Genomic DNA, 23,491 nt, shown 5'->3' on the forward strand with positions numbered 1-23,491 from the left:
TCAGAGGGGGGGGATATTCAGGCAATCGCTCCCTCTTTCTTGTTTCTTCTGCCAAAGAGTTGCAATCTTGCCACAGAATATAGGTTTCCCGCCTGGCAAACACTTGCAATAAAGTTGCAAAACACAGATAATAAATTCCTGAAGTATTCGTAGCAGAAATGACAAATACAGGCTGCAAGTTCTATCCCAAGGCTTGGGATAGACATCCCCAACCTTGGGATGCCCGTTCCCAACTTTGGGATACATATCCGCAAGCTTGATTTCACTTTTTTATTGCATGTACCTACGGCTCTTTCATTTGAGGGAGTTATCAGGAGTTAAATGAAATCAGAGGCCGATAGTATCGCTCTACATTTCGGCAAATAATATTGTCCGGAAACGCATTCTTTGTTTGGTTGATATACTTCGTCCTCCATTCTGCTTACGGAGATGGGGCTCATGCAAACGTTTGCCGGTAAATCCTTTGTCTTTTATATGTGTAAGGCTCAGAACTTATTGCTTTCCTGTCTATATTTGCATCACGAACATTATTTTTTAACAATAGCATGAGAAACATGAAAGCATTTTGTACAAAATTGGCCTGCTTCCTGCTCGTCTTATTGGTGAGCGGCGTAGCGATGGCAGAGGGGATTACCTCTCCCAACGGACAACTTCAATTGAATTTTTCGGTAAATGCGCAAGGCGAACCTGTTTACGAACTTTTTTACAAAGGAAAGCCGGTGATTAATCCTTCCAAATTAGGACTCGAACTGAAGAACGACCCCGGTCTGATGAATGGCTTCATGCTGGCGGATGCAAAGACTTCCACTTTCGACGAGACTTGGGAACCGGTATGGGGTGAAGTGAAGCAAATCCGTAACCACTACAATGAGCTGGCTGTGACGCTCAACCAAAAGGCGCAGGATAGAAACATCATTATCCGCTTCCGTTTGTTCGACGACGGTCTGGGCTTCCGCTATGAATTCCCTTTGCAGAAGAACTTGAACTATTTCGTGATTAAGGAAGAGCGTACTCAGTTTGCCATGACTGGCGACCACACAGCCTTCTGGATTCCGGGCGACTACGATACGCAGGAATATGACTACACGGAATCCAAACTTTCTGAAATTCGCGGGCTGATGAAAGGGGCCATTACGCCTAACTCTTCACAAACCTCATTTTCACCCACCGGTGTGCAGACTTCCTTGCAGATGAAGACTGCTGACGGTTTGTACATCAACTTGCACGAAGCTGCTTTGGTGGATTACTCTTGCATGCACTTGAACCTGGATGACAAGAACTTCGTTTTTGAATCTTGGCTTACTCCCGATGCAGTAGGTGATAAAGGATATTTGCAGGCTCCTTGCAAATCGCCGTGGCGTACGGTGATTGTCAGTGATGATGCCCGTGATATTCTTGCTTCCAAAATCACTCTGAACCTGAATGAACCTTGCGCATATGAGGATGTTTCCTGGATTAAACCTGTGAAGTACGTAGGTGTATGGTGGGAGATGATTGCCGGTAAAAGCACTTGGGCTTATACGGACGACTTGCCTTCGGTGAAATTGGGTGAAACGGACTACTCAAAGACAAAGCCGAACGGACGTCATGGTGCCAACAATGAAAATGTAAAGAAGTATATTGATTTTGCAGCAGAACATGGTTTGGACCAAGTATTGGTAGAAGGCTGGAATGAAGGTTGGGAGGACTGGTTCGGCAAATCCAAGGATTATGTATTCGATTTTGTGACCCCTTATCCTGATTTCGACGTGAAGATGCTGAATGAATATGCAAGGAGTAAAGGAGTGAAGCTGATGATGCATCATGAGACTTCCGGTTCCGTGCGCAACTACGAACGCCATATGGACAAGGCTTATCAGTTTATGGCGGATAATGGCTACAATGCCGTGAAGAGCGGATATGTAGGTGATATGATTCCCCGCGGCGAACATCACTATGGACAATGGCTGAACAACCACTACCTCTATGCCGTGAAGAAAGCAGCCGACTACAAAATTTGTGTAAATGCGCACGAAGCTGTACGCCCTACCGGTTTGTGCCGTACTTATCCTAACTTGATTGGCAACGAATCTGCACGAGGAACTGAATATGAGGCATTCGGCGGTAGCAAACCGTTCCATACCACATTGCTTCCATTCAACCGCTTGATTGGCGGTCCGATGGATTACACACCGGGTATCTTCGATACCAAACTTGACTTTATGGGCGATTTGCCCCACGGACAAGTGCAGACTACACTTGCCAAGCAACTCGCTCTGTATGTAACTTTATACAGCCCGTTGCAGATGGCTGCCGACTTGGTTGAGAACTACGAAAAGCACATGGATGCTTTCCAATTCATCAAGGATGTGGCAGTAGACTGGGATGACAGCAAGTACATTGAGGCAGAGCCGGGTGATTACATTACCGTGGCCCGTAAGGCAAAAGGAACCGGCAACTGGTTTGTTGGAGGTATTACAGACGAGAATGCACGTACGGCCAACTTCACGCTCGACTTCCTTGAACCGGGCAAGCAATACGTAGCCACTCTCTATGCAGACGGTAAAGATGCCGATTACAAGGAGAACCCTACTTCTTATCAGATAAGGAAGGGTATCGTAACCGGTAAGACCAAAATGTCCGTGAAGGAAGCGCGTAGCGGTGGTTTTGCATTGAGTTTGATTGAAGCGACTCCGGCTGACAAGAAGACTGTGAAGAAGTGGAGATAATTTAGGATAGAAAGAGTTTGTATTAGGTATTAGTGAAGCCCTGCAGAAGTCCAATCTTTGCGGGGCTTTTTTTGTGTTAGGGTAAGCTCATTCTTATACCGTAAAAATAGCATCAAGACCCGAATTTTTGGTAAGTCCGTTCTTTGGGGAAACCTTTATTTTTGCACTCGGATAACAGATTGCATAATCATTAAGAATCCCTTTATATGGAAATATGCAGTCTTTTGGCTCCAATCACAAAAGTTATTATGTTTCCGATAGTAATTTCTGTATGGGGCAAGAGATATATTGCCTTTTTTATTCATTTTAAATCTGCCCGAATTTCGCAAATTCTTCATACCTTTGCACCCGTTAATTTTAGAAACCAATAACAAAACAGAATTTATGGGAGGTTTTTTCGGAACAGTCGCCAAGGCAACAAGCTGTGTGGCAGATTTGTTTTACGGCACAGATTATAATTCACATTTAGGGACAAAACGTGGTGGGTTGGCTACATACGATGCGGAAACGGCGCAGTTTACCCGTTCCATCCACAATCTGGAAAGTACCTATTTCCGCACGAAGTTTGAGGATGAACTAGACCAGTTCAAGGGAAATTCCGGAATAGGAATCATTAGCGACACAGACCCTCAACCCCTTGTCCTCAATTCCCATCTTGGTCGCTTTGCCATTGTAACGGTAGCCAAAATCGTGAACCTGCAAGAACTGGAAACCGAACTGTTGGCTCAGAACATGCACTTCGCCGAACTCAGTTCGGGCAAAACCAATCAGACGGAACTTATCGCCCTTCTTATTATACAAGGAAAGACATTTGTCGAAGGAATTGAAAATGTATATAAGCATATTAAAGGTTCCTGTTCCATGCTGTTATTGACGGAAGACGGCATTATTGCTGCCCGCGACCGCTGGGGACGTACCCCGATTGTGATTGGCAAGAAAGATGGTGCGTATGCTGCCACAAGTGAGTCGAGCAGCTTTCCGAATCTTGGTTACGAGATAGACCGCTATTTGGGTCCTGGAGAGATTGTACGGATGCGTGCTGATGGTGTGGAACAGATGCGCAAGCCTGATGAAGGAATGCAGATTTGCTCCTTCCTATGGGTCTATTACGGTTTCCCCACTTCCTGCTACGAAGGTAAGAATGTAGAGGAAGTGCGTTTTGCCTCTGGTTTCAAGATGGCGCAGACAGATAAGTCAGAGGTAGATTGTGCCTGCGGTATTCCCGATTCGGGTGTAGGTATGGCACTCGGATATGCTGAGGGTAAAGGAGTTCCCTATCATCGTGCCATCTCCAAATATACCCCGACCTGGCCCCGTAGCTTTACTCCCAGCAAGCAGGAGTTGCGTTCGCTGGTGGCAAAGATGAAGCTGATTCCCAATCGTGCCATGCTCGAGGGTAAGCGTCTGCTGTTTTGTGATGATTCTATTGTCCGGGGTACCCAGTTGCATGACAATGTGAAGGTGCTGTATGAGTATGGTGCCAAGGAGGTGCATATCCGGATTGCTTGTCCTCCATTGATATATAGCTGCCCGTTTGTAGGATTCACGGCTTCCAAAAGCGACATGGAACTGATTACCCGTCGTGTCATCAAGGAACTGGAGGGCGACGAGAATAAGAATCTCGATAAATATGCCACTACCGGTTCGCTCGAATACGAAAAGATGGTGGACGTTATTCGCGAACGTTTCGGACTTTCATCATTGAAGTTCAATACGTTGGAAACCTTGGTTGAAGCTATCGGACTGCCTAAGTGTAAGATATGTACGCACTGTTTTGACGGTAGCAGCCATTTTTGATTGACAATTTGTCCTTAAGGCATAAAAAAGGGGCGTGAATTGCTTGGCAGTTCACGCCCCTTTTTTTATCTTTACAGCACAAAATAGTGATTAATGATTAGTGATTAATGATTAATGCCATTCGGATAATGCTTTTCGCCAATTACTAATCACTGACCATTAATCACTGACCATTAATCACTAATCATTATTCATCATGACTTTAGTAGAACGTTTTTTAAAGTACGTAAGCTTCGATACTCAGTCCAGTGAAGAGACTGGGGTTACTCCGAGTACTCCGGGACAAATGGTGTTTGCCCGGTATCTGAAAGAAGAATTGGAATCTTTGGGTTTGGAAGAAATCTCGTTGGACGAAAATGGCTATCTGTTCGCCACTCTTCCTGCCAATATGGACAAGCCGTTGCCTGTCATCGGCTTTATTGCCCACATGGATACAAGTCCTGATATGAGCGGAAAGAATGTTTCTCCGCGTATCGTGCAGAATTATGACGGTAAGGACATTGTTCTTTGCGCTGAAGAGAATGTGGTTCTTTCTCCCACCCAGTTCCCCGAACTACTCGGCCACCAAGGGGAGGATTTGATTGTGACCGACGGCAAGACTTTGCTTGGTGCCGATGATAAAGCCGGTATTGCCGAAATTGTATCGGCGGTGGTATATCTGAAGGAGCACCCCGAAATCAAGCACGGTAAAATCCGTATCGGCTTTAATCCGGATGAGGAAATCGGTCTGGGGGCTCATAAGTTCAATGTAGAGCAGTTCGGCTGCGAATGGGCCTATACCATGGATGGCGGAGAAGTGGGTGAACTTGAATTCGAGAACTTCAATGCAGCCTCTGCCAAGATAAGCTTCAAGGGACGTAATGTGCATCCGGGTTATGCCAAGAATAAGATGATTAACTCTATCCGCATTGCCAACCGTTTCATGTCCATGCTTCCGGCTGATGAAGCTCCGGAGCATACCGAAGGTTACGAAGGTTTTTATCATCTGATAGGCATTACCGGTGAAGTGGAGCAGACAACACTCTCTTACATTATCCGTGACCACGACCGCGCCCGCTTTGAAGAGCGCAAGAAGGAGATGGAACGTCTTGTGGCAAAAATCAATGAAGAATACGGTCCGAATACCGCCACTCTGGAACTTCGCGACCAATACTACAATATGCGTGAACAGATTGAACCGGTGATGCATATCATCGACACTGCTTTTGCCGCCATGAAGGCAGTAGGTGTAGAGCCTCGTGTAAAAGCCATTCGCGGAGGTACGGACGGCGCCCAGCTCTCTTTCAAGGGCCTGCCTTGTCCCAATATCTTTGCCGGTGGCTTGAACTTCCACGGCCGCTATGAGTTCGTGCCTATCCAGAATATGGAGAAAGCCATGAACGTCATCGTCAAGATTGCCGAGCTCGTAGCCAGCAAATAGATAATTCATAACTTATAACTCATAACTCTAATAGTTTCATGAAAACCACTCCGTTTACCGAAAAACACATCTCGCTGGGTGCCAAGATGCACGAGTTTGCGGGATATAACATGCCTATCGAATATTCAGGTATCATTGACGAGCATCTCACTGTTTGTCAGGGTGTCGGCGTATTCGATGTTTCACACATGGGAGAATTCTGGGTGAAAGGTCCTCATGCTTTGGACTTTCTGCAGAAAGTGACTTCCAATAATGTGGCTGCCCTTACACCGGGAAAAGTACAGTATACTTGCTTCCCCAACGAAAACGGAGGCATTGTAGACGACCTCTTGGTCTATCATTATGAGCCGGAAAAATACCTGCTTGTCGTGAATGCTTCGAACATTGAGAAAGACTGGAATTGGTGTGTGTCTCATAATACGGAAGGCGCTGAATTGGAAAATGCTTCCGACCGCATGGCACAGCTTGCGGTGCAAGGACCGAAGGCCATTCTGGCTTTGCAGAAGCTGACTTCCATAAATCTTTCCGACCTTCCTTACTATACTTTTACCCACGGTGAGTTTGCCGGAGAAAAAGATGTCATTATCTCCAATACCGGATATACCGGTGCGGGTGGTTTTGAGCTTTATTTCTATCCGGAGGCTGCCATGAAGGTTTGGGATGCGGTGTTTGAGGCAGGTGCAGAGTTCGGCATTAAGCCGATTGGTTTAGGGGCGCGTGATACGCTTCGTTTGGAAATGGGATTCTGTTTGTATGGCAACGATTTGGACGACACTACTTCGCCCATTGAAGCCGGGTTGGGATGGATTACCAAGTTTGTGGAGGGAAAGAACTTCACCAATCGTCCGATGCTTGAAAAGCAGAAGGCAGAAGGCACTACCCGTAAGTTGGTGGGGTTTGAAATGATAGACCGTGGTATCCCCCGTCATGGTTACGAACTGTATGGTACGGATGGTGCTGCCATCGGTGTGGTAACCTCCGGAACTATGTCGCCTACGCGTAAGATTGGTATCGGAATGGGGTATATCAGACCCGAATACAGTAAAGTTGGTACGGAAATCTGCATTGACATGCGGGGACGCAAGCTGAAAGCTGTGGTTGTGAAGCCGCCGTTCCGCAAACAATAATAAGAAGGATGATGGTGTATCCCAAAATCACCTTATGACTGTTTCTTAGATACTGATATAGGCTTTATTTTTCAGACGGAAGAACAAAAAGACAAAAGTAAATATCTTCTTTTGCTCTTCCGTCTGAAAAAATGAAGCCTGTTTCATTCTCTATTATATTCTGCTTATCCTGTCCAGCGTCCGGTTTGCCCAACCTATCTCTTTATCAGTCCATTCCTTTTCTGCTCCTTCTATACCTTGACCTTCGTAATCCGAAAGCAAGATGATGTATTCCTTCAGTATACCGGTGGCTTGGGCTTGCTTGTTTATACGCATCAGCTGGGCGGTTTCCTTATAGCGCTTGTTGACATAATTCATGGCTGCATTGAAGGAAATCTCGTTTTTTTCCCTATTCTGTGACAGGGGATTCCCTGTTTATCGGTCCTGCAGTGGGAGGTGGAAACAAAAAAGGGAGCCTTTCAGTGAAAGACTCCCTTTTTTCAGTCTGCTTGAAACTGATTATTTCTTACGGTTACCGTAGCGGCTTATGAACTTATCAACACGACCGGCGGTGTCAACCAGCTTGGACTTACCAGTGTAGAACGGGTGAGAAGTGCTGGAGATTTCCAGCTTTACCAGCGGATAAGTTTCACCTTCGAATTCGATAGTCTCTTTCGTATTGCAAGTGGAACGAGACAAGAATACATCACCATTTGACATATCTTTAAATACTACCGGACGGTAATTTTCGGGATGAATACCTTTTTTCATTTTGATATTTTCTTTTAAAAATTTATATTCTGTTACTATTTTGGTAATAAATAGTGTAATGGTCTTCTTTTCAGAGCGCAAAGATAGTGCAAGTTGGAGATTCTGCAAAATAAAATCAGATTTATTTTTATTTAGTAGGTTTATCGCATTTTATTTCTGACTTTTGCAGTACTTAATAATTTGTGAATTTATGAGGAAAATACTTGTCTTATGCTCTTTCTGGCTGTGCGTGGCAACGCTGGGAGCACAAAATGCGGAACGGAACCTGTATAGCGTTGCGTTCTATAATCTTGAAAACTTATTCGATACGGTTCATGATGCCGGTAAGAACGACAATGAATTCTTGCCAGATGGCAGCTATCGGTGGACGGTGAAGAAGTATGAATCCAAACTACAGAACCTTTCTAAAGTACTGGGCTCTCTTTCGCGTGATTTGGTACCGGAGGGTCCGGCATTCATCGGAGTGGCGGAAGTGGAGAACAGCCGGGTGCTGGAGAATCTTGTAAAGCAGCCTGCCATTTCCAATTATGAGTTTGTGCATTATGAAGGACCGGATAGACGGGGCATTGACTGTGCCTTGTTGTACGACCCGAAGCAGTTCAGCGTTACCCACTCGAAGTTGGTGCTTTCCACTCCTTTTGAGGGAGATACGGTGCACTTGACGCGCGGCTTCCTGATTGTGGACGGGCAACTGGCGGGAGAGCGCGTCTGTGTGATAGTGAACCACTGGCCCTCCCGTGGAGCAAAGTCGCCAGTGCGTGTGCATGCAGCCAGACAAGTAAAGGCCTTGAAGGACTCTCTGATGCGTAGCGACAAGAAACTGAAGCTCATCGTGATGGGGGATATGAATGATGACCCGATGGACGAAAGTATGGAGGTGCTGGGAGCGCGCAAATATCCGAAGCAAGTGAAGAAAGGCGAATTCTATAATCCTTGGTGGGTGACTTTGGAAGACAAGGGAGTAGGGACATTGCTTTATCGGGGCAAATGGAACTTGTTTGACCAGATTGTCATTTCAAAACCGTTGCTGAAGGCGAAGAAAGGATTACGCTATACCCACAATGAAGTTTTCATCCGTGATTATCTGATTCAGCAGGATGGCAAATACAAAGGTGCTCCTTTGCGTACGCATGGGGGCGGGGCTTGGCTGAACGGTTACAGTGACCATTTGCCGACTATCATCTATCTGAAGAAATAGCTGTAATAATAATGTGTAAACGGAAGCTGGAGGGCAAACATGTTCTCCGGCTTTTTGTTGATAGAAGTATGAATGGCAAAAGTATGATTGGTTTCGCCTGATGCAAGGAGTTTGTAATATAGAGATTACAATAATCTGTTAAATGAAGCCAATAGCTTTGAAATTGAATGGATTTGATGGGATGAGCCGGATATTTTATTCCCGTCAAGTTCTTTACTTTAAAGGATAATGATTACTTTTGCGAAGAATTTTAATTCACTAACAATAAAATTTAAACAAAATGGTTAATTACAAAGATTTAGGTCTTGTAAACACAAAAGAAATGTTTGCAAAGGCTATCAAAGGTGGATATGCAATCCCTGCATTCAACTTCAATAACATGGAACAGATGCAGGCTATCATTAAGGCTGCTGTAGAAACAAAGTCTCCGGTTATCCTGCAAGTATCTAAGGGTGCCCGTCAGTATGCTAATGCTACATTGCTGCGTTACATGGCTCAGGGTGCTGTGGAATATGCCAAGGAATTGGGTTGCGAGAAGCCTGAAATCGTTCTTCACCTTGACCATGGTGATACATTTGAAACTTGCAAGAGCTGTATAGACTCTGGTTTCTCTTCAGTGATGATTGACGGTTCACACCTTCCTTACGAAGAAAACGTGGCTTTGACTAAGAAGGTGGTTGAATATGCTCATCAGTTCGATGTAACTGTAGAAGGTGAGCTGGGTGTATTGGCTGGCGTTGAAGACGAAGTTTCTTCTGACCACCATACTTATACTAACCCTGAAGAAGTAGTAGACTTTGCTACCCGTACTGGTTGCGATTCATTGGCTATCTCTATCGGTACTTCTCACGGTGCTTACAAGTTCACTCCGGAACAATGTACTATTGATCCTGCTACTGGCCGTATGGTTCCTCCTCCTTTGGCGTTCGACGTATTGAAGGCTGTAGAAAAAGAATTGCCGGGATTCCCTATCGTGCTCCACGGTTCTTCTTCAGTTCCTCAGGAAGAGGTAGAGACTATCAACAAGTTTGGTGGCGCTTTGAAGGCTGCTATCGGTATCCCCGAAGAGTGGTTGCGCGAAGCTGCTAAATCTGCTGTTTGCAAGATTAACATCGACTCTGACTCTCGTCTTGCTATGACTGCAGCTATCCGTCAGACTTTTGCTGAGAAACCTGCTGAATTCGATCCGCGTAAGTATCTGGGTCCGGCTCGTGACAATATGGAGAAACTGTATAAGCACAAAATCATCAATGTGCTTGGTTCAGACAATAAATTGGCTGAATAATAGAAAGATAATCTGAATATTATAATTGTCAGCCCTTGTGACACATCGTGTTGCAAGGGCTGATTTGTTAATATAGGCTGGTGCTATGAGATGGTTAAGTTTGTTTGTCATTTCAGAAATGGATGTTTAAATAGAGATGAGTCTTAATTTATAGCGTTTCAGGTGAATGTAAAGGGTACTTGTCATAATACCTATTTTATGAAAACTTGGAGATGGCTTGCAGATAAAGTATCTGCAAGCCATCTCCAAGGGGTATCTTCAGCGATTTGCGGTGCTATGTTGTCAAATAACATCGCAAAGATGCTGAATTCACAAGAGTTGATTATAATTCTATCACTAACGATTCTCTGGGAGCCATCTTCAGTTCTTCACCGAAAGCAATGGTTTTTCCGCTAAGGATATCTTTTCCTTGTTTGCATTCCTTCAGGATTTCTTTGTAGAATTTCAAAGGAACAGTGGTTTCGGCATCGGTTCCGTTCAGCATTACGAATACGGTTTTGCCTTCGTGTAGACGGGCGTAGGCATAAACTCCGTTCTGTACCATGAACTGCACCATGCTGCCTTTGGCAATCACGTCGTTTCCTTTGCGCCAATTCAGAATGGTTTTATAGAAGTTGTAGCATTCGTTCTGTATCTTGGTGCGTCCTGTTGTGGTCAGTGCAGTTGTTGCGTCATCTGCCCATCCGCCGGGGAAGTCTTTGCGGACATATCCGTCGCTCTTGCTTTTCACACCATTCATCATGATTTCTGTTCCGTAGTAGAGTTGTGGAATGCGGCGGGTGGTGAGCAGCAAGGTAGAGGCTTGCTTCAGCATCGGCAGGTTGTCGCCTTCGCCCAGGAAGCGGTCGGTGTCATGGTTTTCGATGAACGCCAGTACGGAAGCGGGGTTGGGGTAGAGGAAGTCATATACAAAGTTATTGTATACGCGGTCAAGTCCTTTGAACCAAGTCTCAGTCTGTTCGTTCTTGGCAATATTTATCTTGTCGAAGAAGCTGAAGTCCATGACGGTCTTGAGGTTACTGTTCTTGGGAGCTGATAGTTTGGAATCCTTCTGCCACCAAGCGGTATAGGCAGGTTCGGTAACCCAAGTTTCGCCTACGGTGTTGTAGTTGGGATATTCTTCGTTCAGTTCCTTCATCCAGTTGCTCATGGCATCGTAGTCGGCGTACGGATAAGTGTCCATACGGATACCATCGATATTGGCGAATTCAATCCACCAGAAACTGTTCTGTACCAGATAGCGGTAAACGTGAGGATTCTTCTGGTTGAGGTCGGGCATGGCGGTCACGAACCAGCCGTCGTTCATCTGGTCGAAGTCGTAGCGGGAAGTATAAGGGTCAACATGCGGAGTCAGTTTGAAAGAAGTCTGTACAAAGCTGTTTTCGTGGTCGGGATTGTTGAACCAGTCTTTGGAGGGCATGTCCTTAATCCATACATGCTCTACACCGCAGTGGTTGAAAATCATGTCCATTACGATTTTGATGCTGCGTGCATGGGCTTTTTCAATCAGTTGCTTGTATTCTTCGTTGGTACCGAAGCGCGGGTCTACTTTATAGTAGTCTGTGGTGGCATAGCCGTGATAGGAACCGCCAGTCATGTTGTTCTCCAATACCGGAGTAAACCAGAGGGCTGTGACGCCAAGGTCGGAGAAATAGTCGAGGTGCTGTTCGATGCCGGCAAGGTCACCACCGTGGCGGGCATTGGGGTCATTGCGGTCTACCTTGTACTCGGCCATGCCTGCAATCTGGTCGTTGTCCGGATTGCCATTGGCAAAGCGGTCGGGCATCAGCAGGTACAAGGCATCGGAGGAGTCGAATCCCTTGTGTTCGCAACCTTTCTTATTGCGGGCTTTCAGTTCATATTCCTTTACGAGTTTCTTTTTTCCTTCGGTAAAGGTAAGATTGATTTTTCCGGGCTTCACGTCTTTATCCAGTTTCAGATAGACCAGGAGGTAGTTATTGCTTTCCAGTTTGACGGTGCTGCTCAATGAGACGCCGGGATAATTGACGGATACTGATGCATTGCCGATGCCTTCTCCATAGACCATCAGCTGAAGTTCTGGGTTCTGCATGCCGGTGTACCAGAACGGAGGGTCGATTTTGTTCACATTCATAGCTGCATACGTACTGAGGGAGAGTAAGAGTGTTCCCAAGATTAAGAATACTTTTTTCATGATAGTAACTTTACGGTTAATTTTTTGCGCTAATTTAAAACAAATAACGGAGAAAGATTAACTTTCTCCGTTACTGTATCTTATTATATTATGCAAACGTTTTCACTGATTTCTATTTGATTGGGGCTACGCTGGCAGTATCGACTTTTCCCTTGAAGAACTCTTCTTTCTTGCGCTTTTCTCTGATGTCCTTCAGCCAGTTCTCGGCGGCATTGTACCGGTTGTTTTCTCCGATGACGGGAACTCCGTCGGCATCCATTTCCTGGGCTTTGTCCTTACTGTCTTTTGGGCGGGTTTTCAGGTATGCCATCAGGTATCGCTCTGCTTTGGACGCATCTTTCAGATAGTAATAATAGACAAAGGCTGCGTCATAAAGCAGTCTGTGTTTTTGCCGGTTGTATTTTTCATATTGTGTTAGAAGGGCATTTGCCTGATTGGTGTATTGAAATGCCATATTGTAGCAATCCGCAAGCCCCACATATAGGCGGGACATGACACTGTCACTGGGTATGGCAAGGTTTACGGCAGTTTCTAGATAGGTTACTCCATCCTCTTTCCATGATGTCTTGGAGCAGGCACGGCCTAGGTAATAGAGGACGTTGATGTTCGTATTGTCATTTTTAAGAGCTTTTTCAAGCAAGTCGTGTGCAGGATAGAAGTCTTCGAGGGCATAGTAGCTGATTCCGGCGTAGAAGCAGGTCTGGAAAGAACTGTCTTTTTCCTGCAATAGTTGTTCATATCTTTCTATTGCTTTGGGGTAATCTTTGTTCAGGCAATAGGCTTGGGCATTGATGCGGTTCACAAGGACGTTGGTAGAGTCTATGGAACGGTATTTCTCCGTTATGTTTATGGCGTCTTCATATTGGTGGCCTGCTACATAGATGTTGCCGAGTTTGGCAGCAGACAGATAATCATTGGGATACCTTTTCTGTATGTCCAGATAGGCATCTGTCACATACATGATTTTTGTGTTGTCATAGACTTGCCCCATGCTTTCCGCTCTCAGGTGTAGTACATAGGCAGAACTGTCCCTTTCTGCCAATAGGTTACTTTCCTTTAGAGACTCACGGTATCTCTTCATGTTCATCAGTAGACTGATATACTGGATGCGTACGTATTTATTGTCCGGATTTATGTGGAGCGCATTTTGGTAGTAATTCAGTGCCTCACCATATTTGGCGAGTGATTTGCAGCATTCGGCAGCTTCAATGTACGCCCGAGGATTGAGAGAATCCTGGACTGTGACTTCCTGAAATACACTCAGAGCTTCGAGGTTATTTCCCAACCCTTTCAGAGCCTTCCCTTTTTGGTAGAGTAGGGGGACAGTTGGGGTTTCTTGATTAATCAGCATCAGGGCTGTTTCATAATCGTAGTTGACCATCGCCTCTTGAATGGAATTTGTGGTCTGTGCTGCCAGGAATGAACAGCATGCACTGAAGCATAAGGAGATAAAAAGCTTTCGCATACAGTATATTATTTACAGGAGGTTAAACTGACTGCAAGTTACTAAAAAGAATGTATTTACGAAATAATCGTAATCTGTTTTAGATAGATTAACGAAAAAGCCCCTCCGATGAACGAAGGGGCTTTAAAAAGATTAGTATTCAATCCTAATAACGGAATGAATAGATGTTTACAATAAGAATCCCAGCAGGATACCTGCTGCTACGGCAGAGCCGATTACACCGGCAACGTTCGGACCCATGGCATGCATCAACAGATAATTGGTAGGATCGTATTCCAAACCTACTACCTGAGAGATACGTGCAGAGTCGGGTACGGCAGATACCCCTGCATTGCCAATCAACGGATTTATTTTGTTGCCTTTCTTCAGGAAGAGGTTGAAAATCTTCACGAAGATGACACCGGATGCTGTGGCAATGACGAACGATAAAGCACCCAAGAAGAAAATCAGGATGGAATCCAACGTCAAGAATTCGGATGCTTGTGTAGAAGCACCTACTGTCAAACCAAGCAGGATGGTGATGGTGTCAATCAGCGGCCCACTGGCTGTATTGGCCAAACGGCGTGTCACACCGCTTTCCTTCAATAAGTTACCGAAGAACAGCATGCCCAGCAAAGGCAATCCCGACGGTACAAGGAACGTAGTCAGCAACAGACCGATAATCGGGAACATCACTTTCTCCGTGTGAGAAACCACCCGGGGAGGTTTCATGCGGATAAGACGTTCGTGCTTGTTGGTCAGTAAACGCATGATGGGGGGTTGTATCACCGGTACCAATGCCATATATGAATAAGCCGACACCGCAATGGCTCCCATCAGGTTAGGAGCCAGCTTGGAAGAAAGGAAGATGGCCGTAGGACCGTCTGCACCGCCAATGATGCCGATTGCACCGGCCTGCATAGGATCGAAGCCCAAAGCCAAGGCAATCATATAAGCACCGAATATACCGAACTGGGCGGCTGCACCGACCAGCATCAGTTTGGGGTTGGAAATCAAAGCAGAGAAGTCCGTCATGGCACCGATACCCAAGAAGATGAGCGGCGGATACCATCCCGAGGTTACTCCTTGATACAAGATATTGAGTACGGAACCTTCTTCATAGATACCGACTTTCAATCCGGCCTCCATATTGAAAGGTATGTTACCGATTAGTATACCGAAACCGATAGGAATCAACAGCATCGGCTCGAATTCCTTGGCGACGGCCAAGTATATGAAGAACAACCCTATCAGGAGCATGGCCACATGTCCTGCCGTTGCATTGGCAAAACCTGTGTATGTCCAGAAATCGGCAAGGTTGTTTCCTAGAAATGTGATAAATTCTCCCATATTATTCAATAATTACAAGGTCAGTACCTTCGAGAACAGAGTCTCCTTTGCTTACGTTGATGGCAGTAATCTTACCGTCTCTGTCTGCATTGATGCTATTCTCCATTTTCATAGCTTCCAAGATGACAACCAACTGTCCCTTCTTCACGCTGTCGCCTACGTTCACTTTGATGTCGAGGATAACACCGGGAAGCGGAGACTTCACGCCGGACTTGCCTGTAGATGCTGTTGCCGGTCTTGCTACCGGAGCCGCCGGAGCTGCCGTCGGTTTTGCTACCGGACGTACTACCGGTTTCACTGCTTCTTTCGGTGCTTTTTCCATTTCTACTTTATAAGAAGTACCGTTCACTTCTACGTGAGCGATGTTGTCTTCGATATCTCCAATGGCAACCTTGTATACATTGCCGTTAATCTTATATTTATATTCTTTCATTATTCTGTTTTTTTAAGGTGACTTTACTTTTGTGAGGGGTTTCACGCAATGTATAAATCTTCGAGCTCCAAGGGGAATAGCTGCGTTTCACGCGTGTGATGGTAAGCACGGTGTCTTCCACATCGTGTACATCGCTTTGGAATTCGTGCATAGCCATGGCGATGGCGGCGAACACTTCTCCCGGAGCTTGTCCCAGTTGCTTTTCTTTGGCTTCTTGTTTGTCTGTGATGCCTTTAGCTTTCATGGCGTTGCGCTTGCTCAGGCTCACGGAAAGTTTGCCTACGACATAGAAAGCGATGAAAAGAAGCAATAAGCCGCTGAACACAACGCTCATGGCGGAGATAGCCATACCTATGCCTACGCTGTCATGCTCTTCGAACTTTTCCATCTTGGCATTGCTGTCGATAGTCTTGTTGTTGGTACTTGGAGTCACGTATTTGTCGTTGCTTTCTCCTTTCACTTCCCACTCTTCCGATGCATCACTGACGCGGGCGTATGACTGGTTGGCTTGCAAGGTACCGGCAGGCACTGTTACTTGGTCGAGCAGTTTCTTGCCCGAGTCATACAGTCCAATCCAGTTGGCATTCTTGGCATCCAGCTTGAAGTTTGTATGGAATGTACCGCGTCTGGGTTCTCCATCTGCCCAGAAAAGCGCATGCTGACGTGGCTTAACAACCGTCAGGATATCACCTTTGGGAATGAAATAACTGGCTGTGTCGCCCGGCTGGCTGCTGCATTTCAGGTAGCAACCTGCAAGGTCGGCACTGCCGTATGATTTGTTGAATATCTCAATCCATGCGCTGTGTATGCCGTAGTCATCCTGATAGTTGCTTTCGTTGATGACCAGCACTTCATTCAGCAACAGCTTGCTGTTCGATTTCTGCTCTCCGCAAGAAGAGAGAACCAACATCAGCGCCAATGAAAGAAATATTCCGATATGTATTTTCTTCATAAGTTATGAGTTTTATTTTTCAATTTTCAATTCTCAATTTAGAGTGGAATATTGCCATGCTTCTTGGCCGGGTTGGTCAATTTCTTGGTTTGCAACTGTTGCAGGGCACGGATGATGCGGAAACGCGTGTTGCGCGGTTCGATGACATCGTCAATGTAACCATACTTGGCGGCATTGTAAGGATTGGCAAACAGCTTGGAGTATTCGGCTTCTTTTTCTGCCAGGAATTGAGCCGGATTTTCCTGCTCTTTGGCTTCGCGGGCATACAATACCTCTACGGCACCTGCGCCGCCCATTACGGCGATTTCGGCGGTAGGCCAAGCATAGTTCATGTCACCGCGGAGCTGCTTACAACTCATCACGATGTGAGAACCACCGTAAGACTTGCGCAAAGTGATGGTAACCTTGGGTATAGTGGCTTCACCGTATGCATACAGCAGTTTGGCACCATGCAGGATTACACCGTTGTATTCCTGGCCTGTTCCCGGAAGGAATCCCGGTACATCTACCAAGGAAACGATAGGAATATTGAAGGCATCGCAGAAACGAACGAAACGTGCCCCTTTACGGGATGCGTTGCTGTCGAGCACACCTGCCAGATATTTCGGTTGGTTGGCAACGATACCTACGGACTGTCCGTTGAAACGTGCGAAGCCGATAATGATATTCTTAGAATAGTCTTTCTGGATTTCGAGGAATTCGCCATTATCCACGATGGCACCGATTACCTCGTACATGTCGTACGGTTTGTTCGGATTGTCGGGAATAATCTCGTTCAGGGAGTCTTCCAGACGGTCGATAGGGTCTGTACAATCTATATAGGGAGCTTCTTCCAGATTGTTCTGGGGGATATAGCTCAACAATTTACGGATAAGCGCCAGACCTTCCTCCTCAGTCTGTGCTGTGAAATGAGTAACGCCTGATTTGGTGGAGTGAACGCTCGCGCCACCCAAGTTCTCTTGGCTTACGTCTTCGCCGGTTACAGTCTTTACTACTTTCGGACCGGTGAGGAACATGTAGGACGTACCTTCCATCATCAATGTAAAGTCTGTCAAGGCAGGAGAGTAAACGGCACCACCGGCACAAGGACCAAAGATACCGGAAATCTGAGGAATGACACCCGAAGCAAGTATGTTGCGTTGGAAAATTTCAGCGTAACCGGCCAAGGCATTGATACCCTCTTGGATACGTGCGCCACCCGAGTCGTTGATTCCGATACACGGAGCGCCCATTTTCATGGCTTGGTCCATGATTTTACAGATTTTCAGCGACATGGTTTCCGACAGTGAACCGGCAGAAACGGTAAAGTCTTGTGCAAAGATATAAACCAGACGGCCATCTATTGTACCGCAACCGGTTACCACACCGTCGCCGGGGTAGTGTTTTTTCTCCATGCCGAAGTTTGTACATCTATGTTCTACGAACATGTCCATTTCTTCGAAACTACCTTCATCGAGAAGCATGGCTATGCGCTCGCGAGCTGTGTATTTACCTTTCTCGTGTTGCTTTGTAATTGCTTTTTCACCACCACCGAGACGTGCTGCTGCACGGCGGTCTATAAGCTCTTTAATCTTTTCAAGTTGATTACTCATGAATTTATTTCTTTAATGTTTATACAATTTATGGTTGGACGATTTACGGTCGTTCTTATTCCGGTTTTTCACAAAGCTCGGTCAGGACACCAAGAGTGGATTTCGGATGCAGGAATGCAATGTTCAGACCTTCTGCGCCTTTGCGGGGAGCTTTGTCTATGAGGCGGATGCCTTTTTCTTCGATTTCTACAAGAGCACCGGCCACTCCGTCTTCAACGGCAAATGCCAGATGATGCATACCACCGTTACCGTTGTTCTTCTCGATGAACTTGGCAATCGTACTTTCGGGAGAAGTCGGTTCCAGCAACTCGATCTTTACATCGCCCACTTTCAGGAAAGCGGTTCTAACTTTCTGATCTTCCACGGTTTCGATGTTGTAGCATTTCAAACCTAAAACGTTTTCGTAGTACGGAAGGGCTTCTTCAATGCTCTTAACGGCAATGCCCAGATGCTCAATGTGTGAAATCTTCATAACTATATAATTAATGTTAGTATTGTATCCTTTTAATAAAGGTATAAAACAGTACAAAGAAAGAGAATTCTTCCCTAATAAAGAAATTTTTCATCAATTAATTAATGGTTAATTGAACTTTAGAAGGATTTTTTCAGACTTTAGACAGAGACCGGTTGTTTTTTTGATATCGTCCGCTAACGGACATTCTCACTGTCCGAAAATGAACACTTGCCCCTCTGTGGAACTTTCCCGGCCACTTGGCACACTCTTTGCTTTTCTGTTTGAGACAATTTTAAAGATTGAACATGAGAAAGGATATTTTACTTGCAGTTTGCTTTTTGATGCCGTTGGCAAGTGTGGCACAGAATGATACTTTGGGACATGAACGCAATATTACGCTGTCGGAGGCCATTGTGCTGGCTCGTACACAGTCTGTGGATGCTGCCGTGGCATTGAATGAATTGAAAACCGCGTATTGGGAATACCGTACATTCCGTGCGGACTTGCTGCCGGAAGTAAATTTCACCGGTACGCTGCCCAACTATAACAAATCATACAGTACCTATCAGGATTCTGACGGTTCCTATAGTTTTGTCCGCAATAATACACTGGGCTTGTCCGGACAGCTTTCGATAGACCAGAACCTTTGGTTTACGGGCGGTAGGTTGTCGCTTACTTCTTCGTTGGATTATCTCAAACAATTGGGCTCCGGAGGAGCGAAGCAGTTCATGTCGATTCCTGTGAGCCTGGAGTTGACGCAGCCGGTTTTTGGAGTAAATACTTTGAAGTGGAGCCGCCGTATAGAGCCTGTACGTTATGCCGAAGCAAAAGCCGCGTTCATTTCGGCCACGGAAGAGGTGACAATGAAAACCATCACTTATTTCTTCCAGCTGCTATTGGCTAAAGAATCGCTTGCTACCGCCATGCAGAACAAGACGAATGCCGACCGTCTTTACGAGGTGGCGATAGCCAAACGTAAGATGGGGCAGATTTCCGAAAATGATTTGTTGCAGCTTAAACTGAACTCATTGCAAGGCAAAGCCGATGTGACTGAGGCTGAGAGTAATCTGAATGCAAAAATGTTCCAGCTTCGTTCCTTCCTCGGCGTGTCCGAGCAGGAAAACTTGAATCCGGTGTTGCCAGCCACTGTTCCCGATATAAAGATGGAATATGACTGTGTGCTGAACAAGGCTTTGGAACGCAACTCCTTTGCGCAGAACATTCGCCGCCGCCAACTGGAAGCTGATTATGAAGTGGCAACGGCACGTGGAAATCTACGTAGCATCGACCTTTTTGCCAGTGTGGGTTATACGGGGCAGAACCATGAGTTTTCTTCAGCCTACCGGGATTTGCTTGATAACCAGATTGTGCAGGTGGGTGTCAAGATTCCTATCCTTGATTGGGGAAAACGTCGTGGCAAGGTTAGGGTGGCAAAGAGCAACCGTGAAGTGGTTTTATCCAAAATCCGTCAGGAACAGATGGACTTTAATCAGGACATCTTTTTGTTGGTGGCTAACTTCAACAATCAGGCGCAACAGCTGGACATTGCCGAAGAGGCAGATGTCATTGCTGAGAGGCGTTACAGGACCAGTGTAGAGACCTTTATGATAGGTAAAATCAGTACACTGGACCTGAACGATGCACAGAACTCTAAAGACGAAGCTCGCCAAAAGCATATTTCAGAGCTGTACTACTATTGGTATTACTTCTATCAGCTCCGTAGCCTGACCCTTTGGGATTTTGAACGCGATACGGAACTGGAGGCTGATTTTGAAGAGGTCGTGAGAGGATAGGTTGACGGACGGGGAAGTTGTAATTATGCCAACGGATTAAAAACAAATGAGAGGACATATTAAATAAATTATAACTGATTATTCATGACTCTGCTTTTTTATTTACTTTTGCAGGAAACAAACAGCAATTTTTTATGATACTGATAATAGACGATGATAGTGCTGTGCGCTCTTCCCTCAGCTTTATGCTGAAGCGTGCCGGATATGAGGTGAGGACGGCTCCGGGTCCTCGCGAAGCTATGGATACGGTTCGAACCGAAGCTCCCGCATTAATTCTGATGGATATGAACTTTACTCTTTCCACCACCGGAGAAGAGGGACTCACCTTATTGAAGCAGGTAAAGGTGTTTCGTCCCGATGTGCCCGTTATTCTGATGACGGCATGGGGAAGTATCCAGCTTGCCGTGCAGGGGATGCAGGCCGGTGCATTCGATTTCATAACCAAGCCTTGGAACAATGCTGCGCTTTTGCAACGCATCGAAACCGCCCTTGAGCTTACGGCCGCCCCGAAAGAGGTGCCGGAAGAACAGACTACCGCATTGAATCGCCACCATATTATAGGCAAGTCCAAAGGACTGATGGAAGTGTTGAATACAGTAGCCCGCATAGCCCGTACCAATGCCTCGGTGTTGATTACGGGTGAAAGCGGAACGGGCAAGGAACTGATTGCCGAAGCCATTCATATCAACAGTCAACGTGTGAAGCAGCCTTTTGTCAAGGTGAACCTCGGCGGTATCTCGCAGAGCTTGTTCGAGAGCGAGATGTTCGGTCATAAGAAAGGAGCGTTTACCGATGCCAGTGCCGACCGCATAGGGCGTTTTGAAATGGCAAATAAAGGTACCATCTTCCTCGACGAGATTGGTGACCTCGACCCTTCCTGCCAGGTGAAATTGCTGCGCGTGCTTCAAGACCAGACATTCGAAGTACTGGGTGACAGCCGTCCCCGCAAAGTCGATGTACGCGTTGTGTCCGCCACTAATGCAGACCTCCGCAAGATGGTGTCCGAACGTACTTTCCGTGAAGACCTTTTTTACCGTATCAACCTGATTACCGTAAAACTGCCTTCCCTGCGGGAGCGCCGTGAAGATATTCCTTTGCTGGCACGCCACTTTGCCGACCGCCAGGCAGAGGTGAACGGCTTGCCGCGTACGGATTTCTCGGCCGATGCTCTGAATTTCCTTTCCCGTCTGCCTTATCCGGGCAACATTCGTGAGTTGAAGAATCTGGTGGAGCGTACCATTCTGGTCAGCGGCAAGCCGGTGCTGGATGCCATGGATTTCGATGCCCAATATCTGCGCTACAACGAGTCGGCCAAAGCTGCCGAAGGTACTTCTTTTGCTGGTATGACCTTGGATGAAATAGAACGGCAGACTATTTTGCAGGCTTTGGAACAGCATAAAGGGAATCTCAGCCAGGTGGCAGTGTCGTTGGGCATCAGCCGCGCTGCGCTTTATAGGCGTCTGGAGAAATATAATATTCAGTTGCCGTGCGCATAAAATTCTTCTTCTTCATACTCGTCCTTTTTCTGCTTGGTCTGGGCGGAATGCTGGTATATCTGCTGAGTGGAAGGTCGTCTTTGTACCTATACGTGTTGGAGGGGCTCATCGGGTTTATCCTTATTTATCTGATAGTATTCTATAATAAGATAGTGAAGCCGATGAATACCATCGGCAGCGGTATGGAGCTGCTGCGCGAGCAGGATTTCAGTAGCCGTCTCAGTCAGGTAGGGCAGTACGAGGCCGATCGTATTGTAAATATCTTTAATCGGATGATGGAGCAACTCAAGAATGAACGGTTGCGCATGCGTGAGCAGAATCACTTCTTGGATTTGCTGATTCAGGCATCTCCAATGGGGGTTATTATCCTGACAATGGACGATGAAGTGTCGCAACTGAATCCGATGGCGGTAAAGATGCTCGGTGTCCGTATGGAGGAGGCGCTGGCAAAGCGGCTGGATCAGATGGACTCCCCGTTGGCTGCCGAACTTTCGGCTATTCCCAAAGACGAGACGGCAGTGCTCCGTCTCAATGATGCGAATATTTATAAATGCACCCATTCTACTTTTATTGACAGAGGGTTCAAACATCCTTTTTTCTTGATAGAGCGTATGACGGAAGAGGTGATGCGTGCCGAGAAGCGCGCCTATGAAAAGGTAATCCGCATGATAGCTCATGAAGTGAACAATACTACTGCGGGCATCACTTCCACACTCGATACAGTGGAGCAGGCACTTTCTACTGAGGATGATATGGAGGACATCTGCGACGTGATGCGCGTCTGTACGGAGCGTTGTTTCTCAATGAGCCGTTTCATTACCCGTTTTGCCAATGTGGTAAAGATACCTGAACCTTCTCTGGTGCCTGTCCGACTGAATGAGTTGGTGGCCATGTGCAAGCGTTTCATGGAAGGAATGTGCAATGACCGCAATATAGAACTACATCTGGAATGCGATCCCGAGGTGGGAATGGTGCGTATGGATGCTTCTCTTTTGGAACAAGTACTTGTGAATATCATCAAGAATGCTGCCGAAAGTATAGAGGGGGATACCGGAGAAAATGGAAAACAAGGTGAGATAATAGTAAGGACCGCTGCCCCCGCTTCTGTTGAAGTCGTTGACAATGGTCCGGGGATAAGTAAAGAGACCGAAGCTAAACTTTTCAGCCCCTTCTTTTCCACCAAACCGAACGGGCAGGGAATCGGCCTGGTGTTTATCCGGGAAGTTTTGAGCCGTCATGGTTGCACGTTCTCTCTGCGTACCTGCAACGATGGATTGACCCGCTTCCGTATACTGTTTCCTTAGTTCGTTAGGAAGCCGGTCACTTTCTCCACTCCTTTGCATACTCGTCCGATATCCTTTTAATGCCTTTTTCGGGGGATTGCCGCGCCCTGCATTCATCATGATACGGGCGGCTTTCTTCCTAAAAGTTTTGTATCCATAAGTTCAAGCTTAGGTTTGTTATTACTACTGGTGCGATAAAAATCGCGTTCGTTTAGAAATCATCAAATAAAGAGAGT

18 protein-coding genes are annotated in these 23,491 nt (G+C 46.2%); 9 read left to right on the forward strand and 9 right to left on the reverse strand.

All coding sequences use genetic code 11. The features are described 5' to 3' along the window. The first annotated feature begins 545 nt into the window (after window positions 1-545). From E5355_RS11130 to gcvT, 4 genes are all read left to right on the forward strand, one after another. Entirely contained in the window at window positions 546-2,708 is a 2,163-nt protein-coding gene (locus tag E5355_RS11130) for a glycoside hydrolase family 97 protein (RefSeq protein WP_136010437.1), read from the forward strand. Window positions 2,709-3,092: 384 nt separating this feature from the next. Then, window positions 3,093-4,505, forward strand: a complete 1,413-nt coding sequence (locus E5355_RS11135) for an amidophosphoribosyltransferase (RefSeq protein ID WP_136010438.1) — start codon at window positions 3,093-3,095, stop codon at window positions 4,503-4,505. Window positions 4,506-4,701: 196 nt separating this feature from the next. Beyond that, window positions 4,702-5,925, forward strand: a complete 1,224-nt coding sequence (gene pepT / locus E5355_RS11140) for a peptidase T (protein ID WP_136010439.1) — start codon at window positions 4,702-4,704, stop codon at window positions 5,923-5,925. 38 nt (window positions 5,926-5,963) lie between these two features. After that, complete coding sequence (gcvT, locus tag E5355_RS11145; RefSeq protein ID WP_136010440.1) at window positions 5,964-7,052, forward strand: glycine cleavage system aminomethyltransferase GcvT; 1,089 nt, start codon at window positions 5,964-5,966, stop codon at window positions 7,050-7,052. Window positions 7,053-7,205: 153 nt separating this feature from the next. On the opposite strand, the gene E5355_RS11150 is transcribed toward gcvT, so the two are convergent. Next, window positions 7,206-7,409 (reverse strand): hypothetical protein, encoded by a 204-nt coding sequence (locus E5355_RS11150; RefSeq protein WP_246866935.1) that lies wholly within the window; start codon window positions 7,407-7,409, stop codon window positions 7,206-7,208. Between the two features lie 141 nt (window positions 7,410-7,550). Further along, window positions 7,551-7,802: a type B 50S ribosomal protein L31 gene (locus E5355_RS11155; RefSeq protein WP_136010441.1), complete on the reverse strand. Its 252-nt coding sequence runs from the start codon at window positions 7,800-7,802 to the stop codon at window positions 7,551-7,553. Window positions 7,803-7,992: 190 nt separating this feature from the next. Here E5355_RS11155 and E5355_RS11160 point away from each other — a divergent pair, with 190 nt between their 5' ends. Then, the gene (locus E5355_RS11160) at window positions 7,993-9,000 is read left to right on the forward strand and encodes an endonuclease/exonuclease/phosphatase family protein (protein WP_136010442.1); all 1,008 of its coding nucleotides are present in this window, start codon (window positions 7,993-7,995) and stop codon (window positions 8,998-9,000) included. A 280-nt stretch (window positions 9,001-9,280) separates the two neighbouring features. Then, a complete protein-coding gene (locus E5355_RS11165) occupies window positions 9,281-10,285 on the forward strand; it encodes a class II fructose-bisphosphate aldolase (RefSeq protein ID WP_136010443.1) in 1,005 nt (334 codons plus the stop codon). Window positions 10,286-10,607: 322 nt separating this feature from the next. Here E5355_RS11165 and E5355_RS11170 read toward each other — a convergent pair whose 3' ends face one another. The 7 genes from E5355_RS11170 to mce all read right to left on the reverse strand — a co-directional run bounded on the left by E5355_RS11170 (window position 10,608) and on the right by mce (window position 18,701). Next, window positions 10,608-12,458 carry a glycoside hydrolase family 13 protein gene (locus E5355_RS11170; RefSeq protein ID WP_136010444.1) on the reverse strand — a complete coding sequence of 617 codons (1,851 nt, stop codon included), beginning with the start codon at window positions 12,456-12,458 and terminating at the stop codon, window positions 10,608-10,610. A gap of 112 nt (window positions 12,459-12,570) precedes the next feature. Further along, window positions 12,571-13,923 (reverse strand): tetratricopeptide repeat protein, encoded by a 1,353-nt coding sequence (locus E5355_RS11175; protein WP_136010445.1) that lies wholly within the window; start codon window positions 13,921-13,923, stop codon window positions 12,571-12,573. 168 nt (window positions 13,924-14,091) lie between these two features. Continuing rightward, entirely contained in the window at window positions 14,092-15,252 is a 1,161-nt protein-coding gene (locus E5355_RS11180) for a sodium ion-translocating decarboxylase subunit beta (protein WP_136010446.1), read from the reverse strand. 1 nt (window position 15,253) lies between these two features. Next, window positions 15,254-15,685 carry an acetyl-CoA carboxylase biotin carboxyl carrier protein gene (locus E5355_RS11185; protein WP_136010447.1) on the reverse strand — a complete coding sequence of 144 codons (432 nt, stop codon included), beginning with the start codon at window positions 15,683-15,685 and terminating at the stop codon, window positions 15,254-15,256. Further along, entirely contained in the window at window positions 15,672-16,637 is a 966-nt protein-coding gene (locus E5355_RS11190) for an OadG family transporter subunit (protein WP_136010448.1), read from the reverse strand. The genes E5355_RS11185 and E5355_RS11190 overlap by 14 nt, the downstream gene beginning before the upstream one ends. 38 nt (window positions 16,638-16,675) lie before the next feature. After that, window positions 16,676-18,229: an acyl-CoA carboxylase subunit beta gene (locus E5355_RS11195; RefSeq protein ID WP_136010449.1), complete on the reverse strand. Its 1,554-nt coding sequence runs from the start codon at window positions 18,227-18,229 to the stop codon at window positions 16,676-16,678. 55 nt (window positions 18,230-18,284) lie between these two features. After that, the gene (mce, locus tag E5355_RS11200) at window positions 18,285-18,701 is read right to left on the reverse strand and encodes a methylmalonyl-CoA epimerase (protein ID WP_136010450.1); all 417 of its coding nucleotides are present in this window, start codon (window positions 18,699-18,701) and stop codon (window positions 18,285-18,287) included. A gap of 287 nt (window positions 18,702-18,988) precedes the next feature. On the opposite strand from mce, the gene E5355_RS11205 reads away from it, so the two are divergent. The 3 genes from E5355_RS11205 to E5355_RS11215 all read left to right on the forward strand — a co-directional run bounded on the left by E5355_RS11205 (window position 18,989) and on the right by E5355_RS11215 (window position 23,276). Next, window positions 18,989-20,476, forward strand: coding sequence for a TolC family protein (locus E5355_RS11205; RefSeq protein WP_136010451.1), 1,488 nt, complete (start codon window positions 18,989-18,991; stop codon window positions 20,474-20,476). Between the two features lie 134 nt (window positions 20,477-20,610). After that, window positions 20,611-21,972 (forward strand): sigma-54-dependent transcriptional regulator, encoded by a 1,362-nt coding sequence (locus E5355_RS11210; RefSeq protein ID WP_136010452.1) that lies wholly within the window; start codon window positions 20,611-20,613, stop codon window positions 21,970-21,972. Continuing rightward, window positions 21,963-23,276: a sensor histidine kinase gene (locus E5355_RS11215; protein ID WP_136010453.1), complete on the forward strand. Its 1,314-nt coding sequence runs from the start codon at window positions 21,963-21,965 to the stop codon at window positions 23,274-23,276. Before E5355_RS11210 ends, E5355_RS11215 begins: the two co-directional genes overlap by 10 nt. Window positions 23,277-23,491 lie beyond the last annotated feature (215 nt).

The sequence above is a fragment of the Bacteroides muris (ex Afrizal et al. 2022) genome (assembly GCF_004793475.1).
GTDB classification, from domain to species: Bacteria; Bacteroidota; Bacteroidia; order Bacteroidales; family Bacteroidaceae; genus Bacteroides; species Bacteroides muris.

Excerpts from the sequence above, each read along its gene's own strand:
- gcvT (WP_136010440.1), top strand. The coding sequence starts at position 5,964 with ATGAAAACCACTCCGTTTACCGAAAAACACATCTCGCTGGGTGCCAAG.
- E5355_RS11205 (WP_136010451.1), top strand. The coding sequence starts at position 18,989 with ATGAGAAAGGATATTTTACTTGCAGTTTGCTTTTTGATGCCGTTGGCA.
- E5355_RS11210 (WP_136010452.1), top strand. The coding sequence starts at position 20,611 with ATGATACTGATAATAGACGATGATAGTGCTGTGCGCTCTTCCCTCAGC.
- pepT (WP_136010439.1), top strand. The coding sequence starts at position 4,702 with ATGACTTTAGTAGAACGTTTTTTAAAGTACGTAAGCTTCGATACTCAG.
- E5355_RS11155 (WP_136010441.1), bottom strand. The coding sequence starts at position 7,802 with ATGAAAAAAGGTATTCATCCCGAAAATTACCGTCCGGTAGTATTTAAA.
- E5355_RS11175 (WP_136010445.1), bottom strand. The coding sequence starts at position 13,923 with ATGCGAAAGCTTTTTATCTCCTTATGCTTCAGTGCATGCTGTTCATTC.
- E5355_RS11195 (WP_136010449.1), bottom strand. The coding sequence starts at position 18,229 with ATGAGTAATCAACTTGAAAAGATTAAAGAGCTTATAGACCGCCGTGCA.
- E5355_RS11150 (WP_246866935.1), bottom strand. The coding sequence starts at position 7,409 with ATGAATTATGTCAACAAGCGCTATAAGGAAACCGCCCAGCTGATGCGT.
- E5355_RS11180 (WP_136010446.1), bottom strand. The coding sequence starts at position 15,252 with ATGGGAGAATTTATCACATTTCTAGGAAACAACCTTGCCGATTTCTGG.
- E5355_RS11160 (WP_136010442.1), top strand. The coding sequence starts at position 7,993 with ATGAGGAAAATACTTGTCTTATGCTCTTTCTGGCTGTGCGTGGCAACG.
- E5355_RS11130 (WP_136010437.1), top strand. The coding sequence starts at position 546 with ATGAGAAACATGAAAGCATTTTGTACAAAATTGGCCTGCTTCCTGCTC.
- E5355_RS11165 (WP_136010443.1), top strand. The coding sequence starts at position 9,281 with ATGGTTAATTACAAAGATTTAGGTCTTGTAAACACAAAAGAAATGTTT.
- mce (WP_136010450.1), bottom strand. The coding sequence starts at position 18,701 with ATGAAGATTTCACACATTGAGCATCTGGGCATTGCCGTTAAGAGCATT.
- E5355_RS11170 (WP_136010444.1), bottom strand. The coding sequence starts at position 12,458 with ATGAAAAAAGTATTCTTAATCTTGGGAACACTCTTACTCTCCCTCAGT.
- E5355_RS11190 (WP_136010448.1), bottom strand. The coding sequence starts at position 16,637 with ATGAAGAAAATACATATCGGAATATTTCTTTCATTGGCGCTGATGTTG.
- E5355_RS11185 (WP_136010447.1), bottom strand. The coding sequence starts at position 15,685 with ATGAAAGAATATAAATATAAGATTAACGGCAATGTATACAAGGTTGCC.
- E5355_RS11135 (WP_136010438.1), top strand. The coding sequence starts at position 3,093 with ATGGGAGGTTTTTTCGGAACAGTCGCCAAGGCAACAAGCTGTGTGGCA.